Origin of the sequence: Sulfitobacter sp. 1A10359 (genome assembly GCF_043558145.1) — a bacterium.
Taxonomy (GTDB): Bacteria; Pseudomonadota; Alphaproteobacteria; order Rhodobacterales; family Rhodobacteraceae; genus Sulfitobacter; species Sulfitobacter faviae.
Window position 1 is genome coordinate 348,739 of the sequence record NZ_JBIFGB010000003.1, and the last position, 17,765, is coordinate 366,503.

Sequence of the window (17,765 nt, forward strand, 5' to 3'; positions counted from 1 at the left end):
AGAGAGGGATTAATTTCACTCAAAAAGCAGTGATCCGCGGCGTCATATGGGGCCGTGGATTAGCTTTTAGGCAGGGTCAGACAGGCGGCGAGTTCCACATGGGACGACCAGCGGAACTGGTCGACCACCTGTACCCAGTCCAGCCGATAGCCTGCCGCGATCATGTTCTGCACATCGCGGGCAAAGCTCACCGGATTGCAGGAGACATAGGCCACGCGCGGCACCTCGGCGCGGATGATCTCGGCCACCTGCGCTTCGGCCCCCGCGCGGGGCGGGTCGAGCACCACGGCGTCGATCTTAGCCAGTTCATCCGGAAGGAGCGGTCGGCGAAACAGATCGCGCGTCTCGGCGGTGAGCGGTTTTGCCCCCTTGGCCCGACGCCAGCCCCCTTCCAGCGCGGCGATCATCTCGGCATCGCCTTCCACCGCGTGCACCCGCGCCTGCTGCGCCAAGGGCAAGGCAAAGGTGCCACAGCCCGCGAAAAGATCGGCCACGACCTCGGCCTTACCCACGGCGTCTCTGACCGCCTCCAGCAAAGCCGCTTCGCCATGACGGGTGGCCTGCAAGAAGGCGCCCGGCGGCGGCGTGACCGGCGCATCGCCAAAGCGCTGCGCTGGCGGCGCGCGCATCGCGATCACCTCGCCATCCCATGTCAGCCGAGCCAGAGATAGAGCCTCACAAGCCTGCGCCAACTGCTGGCGCAGCGGTCCGTCGAGCGGTTTGCCATTGGCGACAGAGACGTCCAGCCCCTCTTCCGACAGGGTGACCGTGACAGCCAATTCGGCCTTTCGGCTGGTGCCGATCAGCGCCAGTTCTTCGGCGACCTTCAGCCCCGGCAGCAAGGCGGGATCGACCAACTGACAGCCCGGCACCTCGATCAGCACGTCAGAGGCGCGGCCATGAAAGCCCGCCATAGCGCCCTTTTTCGTCCGCCGCGCGGCAAAGGTCGCCCTGCGGCGCGATTGCGCGGGGGAGGTTTGGATGGGGCGAAATTCTGTCTCTAACCCATGAGCCGAAAGCGCATTGCGCACCACATCGACCTTCCAAGCCGCCACGAAATCATCCGTGGCATGCTGCAACTGGCAGCCACCGCAGGATTTGAAATGGCGACAGGGCGGTGCGACCCGCTGGTCGGAGGGGGTGACGATCCGCACATCGCGAAGCTGCTGCCCGTCGACAACGCCGGTGACGGTTTCCCCCGGCAGGGTCATCGGGGCAAAGATCGGACCTTCGGCGATGCCATCGCCGTGGTGGCCGAGACGCAAGATTTCATGTTCTGTCATAGCCTGCCCATAGCGCGGCTAAGGCGACTGGGAAAGCCTATTCCGCCGCCTTCACATCCAGAAACCCGCCCGACTGCCGATGCCAATAGCGCGCATAAAGCCCGTCTTGGGCAAGCAAATCGGCATGGCTGCCAATCTCTGCAATGCGGCCCGCGTCCAGCACCATGATGCGGTCCATCTCGGTCAGGGTCGACAGACGGTGGGCAATGGCTAGCACGGTTTTGCCTTCCATCACACGGTCTAGGGTCTGCTGAATGGCGGCCTCCACCTCGCTATCAAGGGCGCTCGTCGCCTCGTCCAACACCAGTATCGGCGCGTCTTTCAGGATGGCGCGGGCCAAGGCGATGCGCTGGCGCTGGCCGCCCGAAAGCTTCACCCCACGCTCCCCCAGATGCGCGTCATAGCCGCGGCGACCTTTGTGATCTTCGAGCTGCTGAATGAACTCATGCGCCTCGGCCCGTTCGGCGGCGGCGATGACCTCGGCCTCAGTCGCATCGGGGCGGCCATACAGGATGTTGTCCCGCGCGGAGCGGTTGAACATCGCCGTCTCCTGCGTGACCATGCCGATATTGCGCCGCAGGCTCTCTTGGGTCACCGTCGTGGTATCCACCCCGTCGATCAATATCTTGCCCTGCTCCGGTTCATAGAGCCGCAAGAGCAGCGCCACGAGGGTCGATTTCCCCGTCCCCGAAGCACCGACGATGCCCAGCTTCTCACCCGGTTGGATGGTCAGCGATATCCGGTCGATCCCCCCGGTCTGACGGCCATAGGCAAAGCCCAGATCGCGCAACTCGATCTCTCCGGCCTCGACGACCAGTTCCTGCGCATCAGGCTCATCATCCAGCCGCACGCGCGGCGTCAGGGTGCGCATGCCGTCTTCGACCTCCCCAATATTCGAATAGATCGCCATCAGCGTGAATGAGACCCAGCCCGTCATCTGCGCGATACGGATCGCGATGGCGCCGGAGGCGACGATATCGCCCTCGCTCGCCAATCCGCGCTGCCACAGCAGGATCGTCCCGCCCAGCAACAGAACCGGCAAAAGCCCCGCAAGGCTCATCAGCGCCAGACGGAACCCGGCGGCGAGATAGCCGAACTCCAACGCCCGGGCGCGAAAGCTCTGCATCGCGGAAAGTGCCGCGCGGTCTTCGTGATCGGCATGGGCGAAAAGCTTCACCGTCTTGATGTTGGTGATCGTATCGACCACCTGCCCCGACACCATCGCACGCGCCCCGGCCCGCCCCGCGGCCCGTTTGCGCACGCGCGGCAAGAACCAGTTGATCAGCGCCAGATACATCACCAGCCAGACGGAAAACCCAACCGCCACACGCCAGTCGATCGCCAAAAGCAAGGCGACCGACCCCACCAGAGAGGCAAGCGCAAAGGCCACCACGTTGATCACCTCGGCGGCCACATCCGTCACCGCCCGCGCGGCCTGCATCTGCTTTTGCGCGATGCGCCCGGCGAAATCTTCGTCAAAAAAATTGACGTTCTGCCCCAATGTCCAACGGTGCAGCCGCGACAGCACCAGCGGGTTCACATTGGGCTGCACCATGATCGCGTTAGAGGCCGAGGAGAGGCCAAACAGCACGGGACGCGCCACAAGGAAAAACGCAATCGCGCCCAAGACCAGAACCAGACTGCTGCCCTCAAAAAACCGCTCCGGCCCCGCGCTGACCGTGGCATCGATCACCTTGCCCAAAATCCACGCTGTGCCCGCCTCCATCGCGCCAGCGGCGGCAGATAGAAAGGCGGCGAGCCAGAGCACCGGCCAAGCGCCTGCAAGGCACCAGCGGATGAAGGCCCAGAGGGTCTGCGGTGGCGGCCCGTCGGCGGGGCGAAACGGGTTGATCCAGTTCGAAATGCTCACGTCTTTTCATCCAATGCGAGAAAACCGCCCGACTGACGGTGCCAGAAAGCTGCATATAGGCCAGCTTTCTGCAAAAGCGCTTCATGGCTGCCCTCTTCGACGATACGACCTTGATCCAGAACCAGAATTCGGTCCATCTCGGCAATCGTCGACAGCCTGTGCGCGATGGCGATGACGGTCTTGCCCGCCATCATGCCATAGAGCGTTTCCTGAATGACGGCCTCCACCTCACTGTCGAGCGCGCTTGTCGCCTCATCCAGCAACAAGATCGGCGCGTCCTTGAGGATCACCCGCGCCAGCGTGATGCGCTGCCGTTGCCCGCCGGACAGCTTCACGCCCCGCTCGCCCACACGCGCGTCATAGCCCGAGCGCCCTTCAGGGTCGGTCAGATCGAGGATGAACTCATGCGCCTGCGCCTGTTTCGCCGCCGCGATCATCTCGGCCTCGCTGGCGTCGGGACGGCCATAAAGGATATTCTCGCGCACCGAGCGATGCAGCAGCGAGGAATCCTGCTGCACCACACCGATATGCCGCCTAAGACTGTCTTGCCGGACCTGTGCGATGTCCTGCCCGTCGATCCGAATTTCGCCCGTTTCGGCGTCGTAGAACCGCAGTATCAGCTTCACGAGGGTCGATTTACCCGCGCCCGAGCGGCCCACAAGGCCAATCCTTTCGCCCGGCTGCACGGTGATATTGATGTCCTGAACCCCGCCGCTGTCGCGCCCATAGTGATGGCTCAGCCCCGCCATTTCAATCCGCCCTTCGGTGAGTTTCAGCGGCGGCGCATCGCGGCGGTCGGTGAGGGCGAGGGGCTGGGCAATGGTCTCCATCCCTTCGGCGACGACACCCAATTCGCGGAAAAAGCTCGACAGCGCCCACATGATCCAACCGGTCATGGAGTTAAGCCGCAGCGCCAGCGCGGCGGCAGCGGCGACGACACCGACGCTTGCCTCGGCCCCCATCCACAACAACAATGCCCAGCTGACGACGCCCACGATCAACATGCCGTTGAGAAGGGTGAGCACCACATCCATGATGGTGAAAATACGCATCTCACCTTGAAACGTGCGCCGCGCCTCTTCGATGGCTTCGCCCGCGAAATCGACCTCCAGATCATGATGCGCGAACATCTTGACCGAATGGATATTGGTATAGGCATCCACCACGCGCCCCGTCACCTGCGACCGCGCGTCCGACGCGGCTTTGGACGCAGGGCCGACCCGTTTGATCGTCCAAGCCACCAAGCCGCCATAGAGGATGAACCACCCCAAAAGCGGCACTAATAAACGGATATCCGAGGTAGAGAGCAGGATCGCCGCGCCGATCATATAGGCCAGCGAGTAAGAGATCGCATCAAAGACCTGAAAGACGACCTCCCCCGCTGCCGGTGGGGTCTGCATGATCCGGTTGGCGATACGCCCGGCAAAGTCATTCTCAAACCAGCCCACCGATTGCCGCAAGACATGGCGATGCGCCCGCCAACGGATCAACGTGCCGAAGTTCGGCAAGATCGCATTGTTCAAAAGCATCACATCGACCGCCTGCACCATGGGCCGCAGCAACAGCACGGCCAGCGCCACGAGGACCAGCTCGGTCCCATGTTCCGCCCACATCTGCGCAGGATCGCTGCCCAGCAGATCGACGATGCGGCCCATGTAGTAGATCAGCCCAACCTCGATCGCGGCGACAAGGACCGCCATCAGCCCGGCGAGGGCAAAGACCTTTTTGAACGGCTGCGCATAGTCCCGCAGAAAGGGCCAGAGCCCTTGTGGCGGCACATCCTTCTCGCGATAGGAGACATAGGGATCGACGAGGTTTTCAAAAAAGCGAAACATGGGGAGACCTTGAAAAATAGACGTGCAAAATGTTCGGCGCTGCCCAATAGCAGAGCCGCAAAGGGGCAATGGTTATGCCAGCTTAGCTGAACCAGATCCCGCGGTACATTTCGCCCATCTCCCTTGTAATGCGCTTTGGATAGACGAATTTCCCCGCGATGTCGACCTAGCTGCGGCGCGCCAATAGGTCCGCTCGCGTCAAGGTGAAGCCGGAGTTGACCCAAAGCTGTTCCAGCCGGGCAAGCTTTTGGCCCAAGGCTGGGCCTTTGAATGCGGGCATCAGGTCTTTGGCCGCCACTGGAAACCGAGCCGCCGCTGCGTTTTTTATCGTCTCTAACATGGCAGTTTCGGGCATGTTCTCCGCCATACATCCCCGCAGCAGAGCCGCCCCAATGGCCACCTCTGCCCCATGACGATAGGCAAGCTCAGGCAATGGTGGCCCTGCGAAACCCTGCTCTTGCAGCTGGGTGAGATGTTTGGCCTCAGCTTTGCTCAGCCGCAGACGGTCTGCCACAGCCTCGCCGCCCAGCGCGGCCAGACGCACCAGCCAATCGGGGCCAAGGCCAAGCCCCTGTTCGAAATGGACCAGCATGGAGATCCACCGGTCATCACTCCCCGGCAAAAGCACGGGCAAAGCACCGGTTTGCCGCATCAGAGCCAGTGCGGGGGCAGGATCAGGCGCGCGGAGGAGTTTTTTGAACTCCTGCCCAACACGTTCCGCCGAGAGCGTCTCGAGCCCATCCAAATTCGACGCGATGGCATCGAGCGCCTCCGGCTCTGGCCCCACTTCAGGGTTACCATACCACGCCATGAAGCGGAAATAGCGCAGGGTGCGCAGGTAATCTTCGCGGATACGCTGACCTGCGTCCTCGATGAAACGCAAACGGCGCGCGCGCAGGTCGGGCAGCCCGCCCAAGGGATCGATCACATGGCCCTCGGGCGTGGCATAGAGCGCGTTCATCGTGAAATCCCGGCGGCGGGCGTCATCAGCGATATCGGTGGAAAAGGCGACGACAGCCCGGCGGCCATCGGTCTCTACATCGCGGCGAAAGGTGGTGATCTCAAAGGGTTTGCCGCCCGAGACCAGCGTCACCGTGCCATGGTCGATCCCAGTCGGCACGGCCTTGACCCCGGCGGCCTTGGCCAGCGCCATCACCGTTTCAGGCGTCGCTTCGGTGGAGAGATCGACGTCGCTGTCTGGCAGTCCCAGCAGCGCATCGCGCACGCAGCCGCCGACGAAATAGATAGGATGCCCGCCCTCCTGCACCACGCGGCAAACCCGCTGTGCGTCTTCGTCATGTAGCCAGCGCGTGCCGGTCGGAATCATTGGTTCATTCGTGTCGCCCATGCCCGCAACATACGCGCGGTCGCACCCCAGATGTAATAGGGGCCGTAGGGAACGGCGTAATAATACCGCCGCTGGCCGCGCCAACGCCGGGAATGCACAAGGTAGTTGCTGGGGTCGAGTACATGGTCGAGCGGCACGCGAAACACCTCTTCGACCTCACCGGGCTCAGGCACCACGGTGAAATCGCGCGTCACATAGCCGATCACGGGCGTCACGCTAAAGCCGGTGACCGTCTCATGAGCCGGAAGCGCGCCCAATACATCCACGATATCGCTCGGCAGGCCAATCTCTTCGCGGGCTTCGCGCAGGGCGGCGGCGATGACATCCGCATCCCCGCCGTCTTGCTTGCCCCCCGGAAAGGCGATCTGCCCAGGGTGATGTTTCAGCGCCGAAGACCGTTTGGTCAAGATCAGCTCCAGCCGCGCACCGGTATCCACCACCGGGGCCAGCACCCCCGCAGGACGCAGGGCGCGCCCCTCGGGGAGGGTAACCTCTGGGTTCAGATCGAAATCAGAGGATTCCACCCCGGTCTGGGCAAGCGCCTTGCGAAAAGAATGGAACCGGTCGCTCACCTTAGGCCTTGGCGTCGAAACCGACCGTGGCCGGATCAAGGTCGTAATGAGCGCCGCAGAACTGGCAATCGGCGGTAACCCGACCTTCGTCCGTGGTCATCTTTTCGATATCGCGGGCCGAGTAGATTGACAGGCTTTGCCGCACGCGGTCTTCGGAACAGGTACAGCCGAAACGCACCGGCTGGGGGTCATAGACCCGCGGTTGTTCCTCGTGAAACAATCGCAGCAGCAGATCGGTCGGCGGGACGCTGGGGCCGATCAGTTCCAAATCCTCAACGGTGCCGAGCAGGATGTTCACGCGGTTCCAATCCTCGGCCTCATCGCCCTCGACCAAGTCATCGGCCTTGAGAATGTCACCGCTCCCCTCGCCCGACGCCGCCAACGGAGAGGCTTTGGGCATATGCTGCAACATGATGCCACCCGCGCGCCAATGCTCCGGCTCATCCGGGCCGGACGATTTGCCAAAGCTCAGGGAAAAGCGGGTCGGCAACTGTTCGGACTGGGCGAAATAGGCTTCGGCACAGGCGGCCAGAGACCCACCGGCCAGCGGCGTGATGCCCTGATAGGGGGTCATGCCTTGGCCTTGGTCGATCATGATCGCGAAATAGCCTTCGCCGACCTGCTCAAACGGGGCGTCATCGGTCAGCCGGTCCGCATCATAGCTGGCATAGGCGCGGATGCGCGCAGGCTCGCCTTCCCTTTCGGGTCCATAGTAATCGGTCGCGATCATCCGAACGGCGCCTTTGGACTGCACCTGTAGCGACAGCTTCCAGCGCAGTTTGATCGTCTGACCGATCAAAGCTGTCAGCAACGCCATCTCGGCCACGAGGGCTTCGACCTGCGGCGGATAGTCGTGCTGTTTCAGGATGCCTTCCAACACGCCATCAAGCCGCGCCACGCGGCCGCGCATGTCGACATCATCAAGCTGAAAGGGCAGAACGGTATCGTCCCACGCGATTTTAGTTCCTTGGGTCATCGGGTTTCCTTATCGGGGGCCGCTTGGCATACCGCGTCTATATAGGCGCAGCAACCCATGGAAAAAGGGGCAGCACATGATCCGACGTACAGGTGAGACACCAGAGCCCGGCCAACGATACACGCCGCGCCCCGGCGTCTATGCCATTCTGCCGCTGCAACGCCGCTTTCTCATGACGCTGGAAATGGCGGAGGAGACCGACGTGCAACTGCCCGGCGGCGGTATCGAGGCGGGGGAATCCCCGCTTCAAGCGCTGCACCGCGAGGTGCTGGAGGAAACCGGCTGGCGCATCGCCCGCCCGCGCCGGTTGGGCGCCTTCCGCCGCTTTACCTATATGAAGGACTACGACCTCTGGGCGCAGAAGATCTGCCACGTCTATGTCGCCCATCCCGTGCGCCAGATCGCCGCCCCGACAGAGCCGCATCACGCCACGCTGGTGCTATCGGCCAGCGAAGCGCTGGCAACCCTCGCCAATGAAGGCGACCGTTTGTTTCTGCAACGCCACCTAGGCTAGGCGTTGCCGTGATACTCAAGCAATATCCCCGAGACATCATCGGGGAAATCGCGGCTACCAGCGAATTCCGACAGCTTCCAAACCAGCGCACTTAGCAGCGCCGGGCCGCTGAACCGGCGCAATTCGCCCAACATGCGGGCCAACCCTTCTTCGCCCAACATCTCCCCACCCGGATCGGGGCATTCCGTCACCCCATCGGATAGGATCAACAAACGATCCCCCGGCGCCATCTGAAGCTTATAGTCCTCGAACCCGACTCCAGAAAGCAGCCCGACAGGGAAGCCCCCGGTGCCCGACTGTTCGACCCGCCCATCCGAGCGCAGCAAGGCGGGATGCGGATGCCCCGCCTGCGCGACAGTGACCTCCCCAGACGTGAGATCCGCAATCGCGAGCATCAGGGTGAAATAATGCTCCGTCTCCATCTCATGAAGAACAAGATCGTTCAGTTCCGCAATCACTTCGCCCGGTGGTCGCGCCGCGTAGGTCCCCCCGGGCAAAAGCGTGAGCGCAAGGTTCTGATCCGGCGTGGCCGCCGACAGATACCCCGCCAGCCGTGCCGTCATCAGGGCCGAACTGATCCCATGCCCAGACACATCCAAGCCAAACAGCCCCACGACCCCCGGCCGCACCGGAAAGTACCCCACCAAATCCCCGCCAACATGCCCGGCAGAGCGCAGCATCATCGACAGATTGCCCCCCTCCATGGCGCGATAACGCTCGCGAAGCAGCGATTGCTGAAATTTCTTCGCCTCGACCAAATCCTTGTCGATCCGCGCATGCACCTGCCGCAGAATATCCAAAGTCTCGGTAATCAGCTGATTTTTCTGCGTCAGGTCCCGCTGCATGGCCAGAAAACGCGCCCCCGCCATAAGACGCGCGCGTAGCTCCGGCAGACCGGCGCGCCGGAGCAAAACATCATCAGCCCCCGCATCAAGAGCGCAGTCCACCACCCCCTCCTGACTATCGACCAACAGAATGAGATAACTGCGCGCTTCCGAGAGCTCCCGAAAAGCCCGGCAAAAATCGAGCCCCGATATCGCCCAACTGCAAAGCACGATATCAGGCCACCGCTGCGCGCAAAGGGCCAACGCCTCGGCTTCCGAGGCGGCAGAAACCACCTCATATCCCCATCCTTTCAACGCGGTCGAAAGACAGGCCCGCCGGGTCTCATCCCCCTCGACCACCAAAACCGAAGGCGCCACAGCAGGCGTCGCCACTGCTTCGGAAAGGCTGGGGATATCCAATTTCATGCGACACGATCCTGACAGACCCTGTCGAGTTAACCCGCCAATCCTTACCAGAAGGTGAATCCCTCCGGCCTTCCGCTGCTACAGAACGAACTGCGCCAAGGTTTCGTCGTTGGTGATATCCGTATAGGTAAAGCCGGATTGCCCCAATTGCTCAAGAAACGGTTTGAAATTCTCCGGCCGCCGCGTCTCGATCCCGATCAGGACCGAACCAAAGTTCCGCGCCGATTTTTTCAAATACTCGAAACGGCAGATGTCATCCTCCGGCCCCAGCAGCATCAGGAATTCCTTCAACGCCCCGGGCCGCTGCGGCATGCGCAGGATGAAATATTTCTTCACACCCGAATAGCGCTGCGCCCGCTCTTTGACCTCCGGCAAACGCTCGAAATCGAAATTACCCCCCGAGGCCACGCAAACCACCGTCTTGCCCGCGATCTGATCGGCCACCTCGCCCAGCGCATCGATCGATAGCGCGCCTGCCGGTTCCAACACGATGCCTTCGACATTCAACATCTCATTGATCGTCACGCAAATCCGGTCCTCAGGCAGATGCACCACATCCGCCGGGTTCACCCCGCGCAAACGCTCGAAAGTCCGCGCACCGATCTTGGCCACCGCAGCACCATCGACAAAGTTATCGATCGGAGAGACATCAACCGGCGCCCCGGCTTCCAACGCCCGCGCAAGGCTCGGCGCACCGGCGGGTTCGACGAATGTATAATCGCAAGCCTCACCAAAATAACTTACCACCCCCGAAGACAGCCCGCCGCCGCCCACCGGCAAGATAACCCGGTCGGGCACCCGGCCCAACTGCGCGGCAATCTCCACCGCGACGGACGCCTGCCCCTCGATCACGTCGTCATCATCGAAAGGCGACAGGAAATGCGCCCCCTCCTCCCGGCAGAAATCCTGCGCTGCGGCCAGCGTGGCGTCAAAATAATCCCCCACCAACCGGATCTCGACATTCTCACCGCCGAACATGCGGGTCTTCTGCACCTTCTGCTGCGGCGTCGTCACCGGCATGAAGATCACGCCGCGCACCCCGAAATGACTACAGGCAAAAGCCACCCCCTGCGCATGGTTCCCGGCAGAGGCACAGACGAAAACCCCCTGCCCCGGGATCACCTTGCGCATCGCATTGAAGGCCCCGCGCAACTTGTAGGAGCGCACCGGGCTCAGATCCTCGCGCTTCAACCAGATATCCGCGCCAAAGCGCTCCGACAGATGCTCATTGCGCAAAAGCGGTGTCGCCGGGAACAATGCCCGCAGCGCTTCTGCCGCCGCCTGTGCTTTTCGTGCAAATTCATCCGCCATCTGTGCTCTCCTTGCTGCCATTCGTCGATAGGCGCGCAGCCAGCATAGGTCAACGCGGGCTTCAATCTTGCCCGCGCCCGCGAAAACCGCTACCTCGCAGGGCGAACTTGAAAGGAAACCCGTCATGTCTGCGCCCAAGAAAGTCGTGCTTGCCTATTCCGGCGGCCTCGATACCTCGATCATCCTCAAATGGCTGCAAACCGAATATGGCTGCGAGGTGGTGACCTTCACCGCCGATCTCGGCCAAGGCGAAGAGCTGGAACCGGCCCGCAAGAAGGCCGAGATGATGGGCATCGCGCCTGAGAACATCTACATCGAAGACGTGCGCGAGGAATTCGTCCGCGACTTCGTCTTCCCAATGTTCCGCGCCAATGCGGTCTACGAAGGTCTCTACCTCCTCGGCACCTCCATCGCCCGCCCGCTGATCTCCAAGCGTCTGGTCGAGATCGCCGAAGAAACCGGCGCCGATGCGGTCGCCCACGGCGCCACCGGCAAGGGCAACGATCAGGTCCGGTTTGAGCTCGCCGCCTATGCGCTGAACCCCGACATCAAGGTCATCGCCCCCTGGCGCGAATGGGACCTGTCGAGCCGCACCAAGCTTCTGGCCTTCGCCGAGCAGAACCAGATCCCAATCGCCAAGGACAAGCGCGGCGAAGCGCCCTTCTCGGTCGACGCCAACCTGCTGCACACCTCTTCCGAAGGCAAAGTGCTCGAAGACCCGGCGGTCGACGCGCCCGACTACGTCTACCAGCGCACCGTGAACCCCGAAGACGCCCCCGACACGCCCGAATACGTCGAGATTGGCTTCGAGCGCGGTGATGCGGTCAGCATCAACGGCGAAGCAATGTCACCCGCCACGATCCTGACCAAACTGAACGAACTTGGCGGCAAACACGGCTGCGGCCGCCTCGATCTGGTCGAAGGCCGCTTCGTCGGCATGAAGTCCCGCGGCATCTACGAGACCCCGGGCGGCACTTTGCTCTTGGAAGCGCACCGCGGCATCGAATCCATCACCCTCGACCGCGGTGCCATGCACCTCAAGGACGAGCTGATGCCGAAATACGCCGAGCTCATCTACAACGGCTTCTGGTACAGCCCCGAACGGACCATGCTGCAAGCCGCCATCGACGCGAGCCAAACCCATGTCACCGGCACCGTGCGCCTCAAGCTCTACAAGGGCCATGTCCGCACCGTTGGCCGCTGGTCCGATCACAGCCTCTATTCCGAGGCCCATGTGACCTTCGAAGACGACGCCGGCGCCTACGACCAGAAAGACGCCGCAGGCTTCATCCAACTGAACGCCCTGCGCCTCAAACTCCTCGCCGCCCGCGACAAGCGCAGCAAAGGCTGAAGCACGGGACCCCAATCCCCCTTCATCCTTTCTTAAATACCACGGGGGTCCGGGGGCAGCGCCCCCGGCGACCAGCCCCAGATAAAAACGCAAAAGGCCCGGACGCTCCCGCCCGGGCCTTTCTCTTAGCCACCTACCGGATCAATCGGCAGTGACGACCGTCATCACCAGCTCCCCATTCGGTTTGATCGGCCCGTCTTCCTTGGCGCCCAGCGTGTATTCGAACACGCCGGTTTTCATGCCACCATCTTCGGAATGCACCATGAGCATCAGCATATCGCCCGAAGCCACGTCCTCTTGCAGGATCGCGACCACATCCATGTTCTCGCCCGCGCGCAGCGGGGCGTAGCCGACCACGGGGCCGGGCTTCATGTCGGCGTCGGTGCGGTGCACAACCAGCCAGCCATTCTCGCCCGCCATCACCTTGTCGGCAGTGACGACGCCATTCGATACATCCTGACCCGAGGCTTCGACCATGGCCATGGCATGGGCATCCGCCCATGCGCCACCGGCGATCATGGACAGGGCGATTGCGGTGCTTGCAAATTTTTTCATCTGGTTTTCCCTCCGTTTGAAATAGCACCGTAGTCACGACAGCCCCGCGAAATAGTTTCGCGGTCTTCAGGAATTTTTTAGACGTTCCGCAAACAGCCGCTCATAGTAGGGCATGGCCGCCTCCAGAACTTCCGCCTCTGCTCCTTTAAGCTCGGGCAGTTCCCCCTCCGGCCCGGCAAAACCGGTGCTGCGATGGATCGCCCCATACCAATGCGGCGCCCAAACGCCATCTTCCGCACGCGGGCCGGCGGGCCAATGCAGCATCGCAGGATCGAAGGGCAGATCGATGGCGGCGCAAAGCCTGCGCAGCATCCCCTCTGGGTCCGCGCGGATATCGCCGCTGTCGATGACCAGCCCGCCCAACCGTTCGAAGAGCATGACTTGCCGGTCAAATCCGATATCCGCCAAACGGGGCGCTTCGCGCTTTTCCGCATAGCTTGCGATCACCCGGGCGGGATGGCGGATCAGGTGGATGTTCATGCAATTCTCGGCCCAATCGAGCGGGAAACTGTCGATCATATGCTGCGCCATATGTTTCATATAAAGATGCCGGGTGCCGTGTTGGACAAAGCCAAGAGGCACCCGTGCGGGGTCTTGCTCCTGCGCCGCCAGTACCGCGTCGCGCATCGGATGATCCAGCCCCGTCGCCTTGAGATAGGCCGCGTAGAACGGCTCATCCATCGCGGTGAAATCCGCACGCGCTCCGAAACTATACATCATCGCAGTGCTGAGATTGCGTGGCCCTGACCACATCGCAATACGCATGAAAGGCTTCTCCCATTGCCGTTGAACCCGGAACGCTAGAAAGAACGCGCCCGTGCGCCAAGTGGTAAATTGCCTTCACCAGAGCGTGACTTTCCCCGCCCCGGCCTTGCGCTATCTCCGCCCCAGCGGCAAGCCTAGGCCTGAGGAGGACCGATATGTTCCAAAAATCAATGTTCAAACCCGCCATACTGACCCTTGCGATCACTCTGGGCCTCGCCGCGCAGAACCGACCTGCGGCGGCGGCGGAGACCGAGGTGCTGACCGTAGCGGGCGGCTGCTTCTGGTGCGTCGAAGCCGATTTTGAATCCGTCAAAGGCGTGAAAGAGGCCATCTCGGGCTTTGCCGGGGGCCGCACCAAGAACCCGACCTACAAAGAAGTCACCGGCGGCGACACCGGCCATTACGAAGCGGTGCAGATCCAATTCGACCCGGATGTGGTCAGCCGCAAGACACTGCTTGATCTCTTCTTCCGCTCGATCGACCCCACAGATACGGGCGGGCAATTCTGTGACCGGGGCGAAAGCTACCGGACCGCGATTTTCGCGGGCAGCCCCGCCCAGAAAAGCGCGGCAGAGGCTGCCAAGGCAGAAGCGCAGGCCGCCCTTGGGACCAAGGTCGTGACGCCGATCCTTGGCGATGCGCCCTTTTACCCGGCTGATGATTATCACCAGGACTACTACAAAAGCAGCGACCGGCTGGCGTTCAGCAGTGTCGGCGTGGCCGTGAAAAAATCGGTCGCCTACAAACGCTACCGCAAGGGCTGTGGCCGTGACGTCCGCGTGAAACAGCTTTGGGGCAGCGCGGCCCCCTTCGTGAAGTAACCGCGCCCCGGTAGATTAGCTCCGAAAATCGTGATCCCGGATCTCTTTCAGATCGGGGATCACATCCGCCGTGCCATGACGCGTGACCATCAAGGCCCCGGCGCGCATGGCCAGATCAATCGCCTGCGGCATGGTCATCCCCCGGTCCAACCCGGCCAGCAGATAGCCGGTGAAAGTATCGCCCGCGCCGGTCGTATCCACCGCATCGACTTGATAGGCGGGGAAGCTCTCGACCAGATGTGCCTTGTTAGAGACCCATTCACAGCCCCCCGCCCCCAGCGTCACCACGATGTCGTCAATCGGCAGTTGCCGCAGCTCGCCCCCCGTCGCGGCCCGCAACTGCGCCGCTTCGACCTCGTTCAGCACCAATAGATCGATCTGTTCGAGGATCGCCGTCACCGCATCCGCATCGAAAGGGGCGGCGGCATAGGCCAGTCGCAGGCCCAAGGTCTTTGCCGTTCGCGCCGCGAACCGCTGCCCGTTGGTTTCGTTCTGCATCAACAGCCAATCGCCCGAGGAAGCCTCGCTCAGTGCGGCACCGATCATCTCATCGGTGATCTCGTGATTGGTGCCGGGGAAGATGACGATATTGTTCTCCCCTTCCAGATCCACGGCGATATTGGCGTGACCGGTCACGCCCTCCATCAAGGTGATATGCGCCGTTTCGACCCCATATTCCAAAAGCCGTTCCAGCGCCCAACCGCCATCGGCGCCCAACGCGCCGACATGCATCACCCGCGTCCCGGCCCGGGCGGCGGCGACCGACATATTGGCCCCCTTCCCGCCCAGCCCCTGCCGAAAATCACGGGCTGAAATAGTCTCTCCCGGTCCCGGCAGATGGGGCAGCAGATAAAAGTTATCCGCGTTGATAGAGCCGAGATTCCAGATCATCAGCCCACCTTGCAGGCCGCGAGAATGGCCATGTTAAGGATGTCATTCGCCGTCGAGGTCGAAGAGCAGATCTGAATCGACTTATCGAGGCCCGTGAGGATCGGCCCGATCACCGTGGCTCCGGCCATCTCTTGCATTAGCTTGACCGAGATGCTGGCCGAATGTCGCGCTGGCACCACGAGGATGTTCGCAGGGCCGGTCAGCCGCGAGAACGGGTAATTCGCCTGACTGGCCGCGTTCAGCGCCACGTCGACGGTCATCTCGCCCTCATATTCGAAATCCACCCCGCGCTGATCCAACACCTCTGGCGCAAGGTGCATCTTTTCGGCGCGTTCCGACACGGGATAGCCGAAGGTCGAGAAGCTAACGAAGGCGACCCGAGGCTCAAGCCCCAGGTGCCGCGCCACGCGCGCGCCGCTTTCGGCGATATTCGCCAGATCGTTCTCATCGGGCCATTCATGGACCAAGGTGTCGGCGATAAAGACGATGCGCCCCTTGTGCAGCAGGGCCGTGATGCCCGCGGCCCCGGCCTCGGCATTGGCATCAAAAACGTGGTTGAGCCGCTCCAAGACATGCGCCGACTTGCGGGTGGCCCCGGTCACCAGACCGTCGCCATGACCATGCGCCAGCATCAGTGCGGCAAAGACATGGCGGTCGCGCGAGGCGAGGCGGTGGATGTCCTTGCGGTCGAACCCCTTGCGCTGCAACCGGCCGTAAAGAAAGTCTTTATAGGTCGGCAGATGCTGGGTGTTGGCGGCGTTCACCACCTCCAACTCGCGCACCGCGTCGGCCATGCCCGCCTCTTCGAGCTTGGCGCGCACGTCGTCCTCGCGGCCCACGACCAGCGCCTTGCCCAAGCCCGCGCGCTGGTACATGACCGCCGCGCGCAGCACCTTGGGATCGTCCCCCTCGGCAAAGATCATCCGGGCCTGATTGGCCCGGGCGCGGGCGTTGATGCCGCGCAGGATGCTCGCCGTCGGGTCCATCCGCGACTTCAGCCCGACCTCATAGGCGTCCATGTCGATGATCGGGCGCCGCGCGGCCCCGGTGTCCATGCCCGCCTTGGCCACGGCGGGCGGAATGCGGTGGATGAGGCGTGGGTCGAATGGCGTGGGAATGATGTAGTCGCGGCCAAAGCTCAGCGTGCGGCCATAGGCCAGCGCCACCTCGTCCGGCACGTCCTCGCGCGCCAGTTGCGCCAGCGCATGGGCGCAGGCGATCTTCATCTCGTCGTTGATGGCCCGGGCATGGATGTCGAGCGCGCCACGGAAAAGATAGGGAAAGCCCAGCACGTTGTTGACCTGGTTCGGGTAGTCCGAGCGCCCGGTGGCGACGATGGCGTCCATGCGGACCTCATGCGCCTCTTCGGGCGTGATCTCCGGGTCTGGGTTGGCCATGGCGAAGATCACCGGGTTGTCGGCCATGGAGGCGACCATCGCAGGCGTCACCGCCCCCTTGACCGAGACGCCAAGGAACACATCCGCGCCCTTCATCGCCTCTTCCAAGCTGCGCAGCTCGGTATTGGCGGCATGGGCCGATTTCCACTGGTTCATGCCCTCGGTGCGGCCTTGGTAGATCACGCCCTTGGTGTCGCACATGATGCAATTGTCGTGTTTCGCGCCCATCGCCTTGAGCAGTTCCAGACAGGCGATGCCCGCAGCCCCCGCACCGTTGAGCACGATGCGCACGTCCTCGATCTTCTTGCCCGAGAGGTGCAACGCGTTGATCAGCCCGGCGGCACAGATCACCGCCGTGCCGTGCTGGTCGTCGTGGAAGACGGGAATGTCCATCTCTTCCTTCAGGCGCTGCTCGATGATGAAACACTCGGGCGCCTTGATGTCTTCGAGGTTGATGCCGCCGAAGGTCGGCCCCATCAGCTTGCAGGCGTTGATGAAGGCCTCGGTGTCCTCGGTATCAAGCTCGATATCGATCGAGTTCACATCCGCGAAGCGCTTGAACAGAACCGCCTTGCCTTCCATCACCGGTTTGGAGGCCAGCGCACCGAGATTGCCAAGCCCCAAAACCGCCGTCCCGTTCGAGATCACGGCGACCAGATTGCCCTTGTTGGTGTAGTCATAGGCTGTCTCAGGGCTTTCGGCGATGGCCTCACAAGGGACGGCCACACCGGGGGAATAGGCAAGGCTCAGATCGCGCTGTGTGGTCATCGGCACCGTGGCCGAGATCTCGAACTTGCCGGGGGTCGGTTCGAGGTGAAAGGCAAGCGCCTCTTCAGAGGTGATACGGTTCTTTCTCGTCACGACATTACCCTTCTTCTGCTTTGGGATCTTCTTAGCCACGATCCGAGTTCAGCACAACGCAAGCCCCACGTCAGTGCAAATCGCATGACAAAGCCCGCCCAAGGCCCCGCACCCCCTTTCGCTGCGCCGGGGGGTTTTGTAGGGTCCGCGCGGCAACAGGGGGCA

At 62.5% G+C, this 17,765-nt stretch carries 15 protein-coding genes; 3 read left to right on the plus strand and 12 right to left on the minus strand.

Annotated features, from left to right (window positions below; all coding sequences use genetic code 11):
- Positions 1 to 59 precede the first annotated feature (59 nt).
- The 6 genes from ACGYK2_RS10095 to ACGYK2_RS10120 form a co-directional block, all read right to left on the minus strand.
- Entirely contained in the window at positions 60 to 1,283 is a 1,224-nt protein-coding gene (locus ACGYK2_RS10095) for a class I SAM-dependent RNA methyltransferase (protein WP_271688616.1), read from the minus strand.
- A gap of 37 nt (positions 1,284 to 1,320) precedes the next feature.
- A complete protein-coding gene (locus ACGYK2_RS10100; protein ID WP_271688617.1) occupies positions 1,321 to 3,153 on the minus strand; it encodes an ABC transporter ATP-binding protein in 1,833 nt (610 codons plus the stop codon).
- Positions 3,150 to 4,988 (minus strand): ABC transporter ATP-binding protein, encoded by a 1,839-nt coding sequence (locus tag ACGYK2_RS10105; protein ID WP_271688618.1) that lies wholly within the window; start codon positions 4,986 to 4,988, stop codon positions 3,150 to 3,152. Before ACGYK2_RS10105 ends, ACGYK2_RS10100 begins: the two co-directional genes overlap by 4 nt.
- A gap of 166 nt (positions 4,989 to 5,154) precedes the next feature.
- Positions 5,155 to 6,315 (minus strand): CCA tRNA nucleotidyltransferase, encoded by a 1,161-nt coding sequence (locus ACGYK2_RS10110; protein ID WP_271688619.1) that lies wholly within the window; start codon positions 6,313 to 6,315, stop codon positions 5,155 to 5,157.
- Positions 6,312 to 6,908, minus strand: coding sequence for a CoA pyrophosphatase (locus ACGYK2_RS10115; protein WP_271688620.1), 597 nt, complete (start codon positions 6,906 to 6,908; stop codon positions 6,312 to 6,314). The genes ACGYK2_RS10110 and ACGYK2_RS10115 overlap by 4 nt, the downstream gene beginning before the upstream one ends.
- Before the next feature lies 1 nt (position 6,909).
- Positions 6,910 to 7,884: an Hsp33 family molecular chaperone HslO gene (locus tag ACGYK2_RS10120; RefSeq protein WP_276154350.1), complete on the minus strand. Its 975-nt coding sequence runs from the start codon at positions 7,882 to 7,884 to the stop codon at positions 6,910 to 6,912.
- Between the two features lie 76 nt (positions 7,885 to 7,960).
- Here ACGYK2_RS10120 and ACGYK2_RS10125 point away from each other — a divergent pair, with 76 nt between their 5' ends.
- Positions 7,961 to 8,398, plus strand: coding sequence for an NUDIX domain-containing protein (locus ACGYK2_RS10125; RefSeq protein ID WP_271688622.1), 438 nt, complete (start codon positions 7,961 to 7,963; stop codon positions 8,396 to 8,398).
- On the opposite strand, the gene ACGYK2_RS10130 is transcribed toward ACGYK2_RS10125, so the two are convergent.
- Complete coding sequence (locus ACGYK2_RS10130) at positions 8,395 to 9,648, minus strand: response regulator (RefSeq protein WP_271688624.1); 1,254 nt, start codon at positions 9,646 to 9,648, stop codon at positions 8,395 to 8,397. The genes ACGYK2_RS10125 and ACGYK2_RS10130 overlap by 4 nt on opposite strands.
- Positions 9,649 to 9,726: 78 nt before the next feature.
- Complete coding sequence (gene ilvA / locus ACGYK2_RS10135) at positions 9,727 to 10,959, minus strand: threonine ammonia-lyase IlvA (protein WP_197471019.1); 1,233 nt, start codon at positions 10,957 to 10,959, stop codon at positions 9,727 to 9,729.
- Between the two features lie 124 nt (positions 10,960 to 11,083).
- On the opposite strand from ilvA, the gene ACGYK2_RS10140 reads away from it, so the two are divergent.
- On the plus strand, positions 11,084 to 12,310 hold the full coding sequence (locus ACGYK2_RS10140; RefSeq protein ID WP_067267886.1) for an argininosuccinate synthase: 1,227 nt from the start codon (positions 11,084 to 11,086) through the stop codon (positions 12,308 to 12,310).
- Between the two features lie 141 nt (positions 12,311 to 12,451).
- Here ACGYK2_RS10140 and ACGYK2_RS10145 read toward each other — a convergent pair whose 3' ends face one another.
- Both ACGYK2_RS10145 and ACGYK2_RS10150 read right to left on the minus strand, forming a co-directional pair.
- Positions 12,452 to 12,865 carry a hypothetical protein gene (locus tag ACGYK2_RS10145; RefSeq protein WP_067267884.1) on the minus strand — a complete coding sequence of 138 codons (414 nt, stop codon included), beginning with the start codon at positions 12,863 to 12,865 and terminating at the stop codon, positions 12,452 to 12,454.
- 66 nt (positions 12,866 to 12,931) lie between these two features.
- Complete coding sequence (locus ACGYK2_RS10150; RefSeq protein WP_271688625.1) at positions 12,932 to 13,630, minus strand: HAD family hydrolase; 699 nt, start codon at positions 13,628 to 13,630, stop codon at positions 12,932 to 12,934.
- A gap of 155 nt (positions 13,631 to 13,785) precedes the next feature.
- On the opposite strand from ACGYK2_RS10150, the gene msrA reads away from it, so the two are divergent.
- Positions 13,786 to 14,451: a peptide-methionine (S)-S-oxide reductase MsrA gene (msrA, locus tag ACGYK2_RS10155; RefSeq protein ID WP_271688626.1), complete on the plus strand. Its 666-nt coding sequence runs from the start codon at positions 13,786 to 13,788 to the stop codon at positions 14,449 to 14,451.
- A gap of 15 nt (positions 14,452 to 14,466) precedes the next feature.
- Here msrA and ACGYK2_RS10160 read toward each other — a convergent pair whose 3' ends face one another.
- Together ACGYK2_RS10160 and ACGYK2_RS10165 are read right to left on the minus strand one after the other, a co-directional pair.
- Positions 14,467 to 15,342, minus strand: coding sequence for a ribokinase (locus ACGYK2_RS10160; RefSeq protein WP_271688627.1), 876 nt, complete (start codon positions 15,340 to 15,342; stop codon positions 14,467 to 14,469).
- Positions 15,342 to 17,600: an NADP-dependent malic enzyme gene (locus tag ACGYK2_RS10165; protein ID WP_271688628.1), complete on the minus strand. Its 2,259-nt coding sequence runs from the start codon at positions 17,598 to 17,600 to the stop codon at positions 15,342 to 15,344. Before ACGYK2_RS10165 ends, ACGYK2_RS10160 begins: the two co-directional genes overlap by 1 nt.
- Positions 17,601 to 17,765 lie beyond the last annotated feature (165 nt).

Bases quoted from the DNA above. Each gene is read 5' to 3' on its own strand.
- ACGYK2_RS10130 (WP_271688624.1), bottom strand. From the start codon at position 9,648: ATGAAATTGGATATCCCCAGCCTTTCCGAAGCAGTGGCGACGCCTGCT.
- ACGYK2_RS10110 (WP_271688619.1), bottom strand. From the start codon at position 6,315: ATGATTCCGACCGGCACGCGCTGGCTACATGACGAAGACGCACAGCGG.
- ACGYK2_RS10105 (WP_271688618.1), bottom strand. From the start codon at position 4,988: ATGTTTCGCTTTTTTGAAAACCTCGTCGATCCCTATGTCTCCTATCGC.
- ACGYK2_RS10160 (WP_271688627.1), bottom strand. From the start codon at position 15,342: ATGATCTGGAATCTCGGCTCTATCAACGCGGATAACTTTTATCTGCTG.
- ACGYK2_RS10125 (WP_271688622.1), top strand. From the start codon at position 7,961: ATGATCCGACGTACAGGTGAGACACCAGAGCCCGGCCAACGATACACG.
- ACGYK2_RS10145 (WP_067267884.1), bottom strand. From the start codon at position 12,865: ATGAAAAAATTTGCAAGCACCGCAATCGCCCTGTCCATGATCGCCGGT.
- ACGYK2_RS10140 (WP_067267886.1), top strand. From the start codon at position 11,084: ATGTCTGCGCCCAAGAAAGTCGTGCTTGCCTATTCCGGCGGCCTCGAT.
- ACGYK2_RS10120 (WP_276154350.1), bottom strand. From the start codon at position 7,884: ATGACCCAAGGAACTAAAATCGCGTGGGACGATACCGTTCTGCCCTTT.
- ilvA (WP_197471019.1), bottom strand. From the start codon at position 10,959: ATGGCGGATGAATTTGCACGAAAAGCACAGGCGGCGGCAGAAGCGCTG.
- ACGYK2_RS10095 (WP_271688616.1), bottom strand. From the start codon at position 1,283: ATGACAGAACATGAAATCTTGCGTCTCGGCCACCACGGCGATGGCATC.
- ACGYK2_RS10150 (WP_271688625.1), bottom strand. From the start codon at position 13,630: ATGCGTATTGCGATGTGGTCAGGGCCACGCAATCTCAGCACTGCGATG.
- msrA (WP_271688626.1), top strand. From the start codon at position 13,786: ATGTTCCAAAAATCAATGTTCAAACCCGCCATACTGACCCTTGCGATC.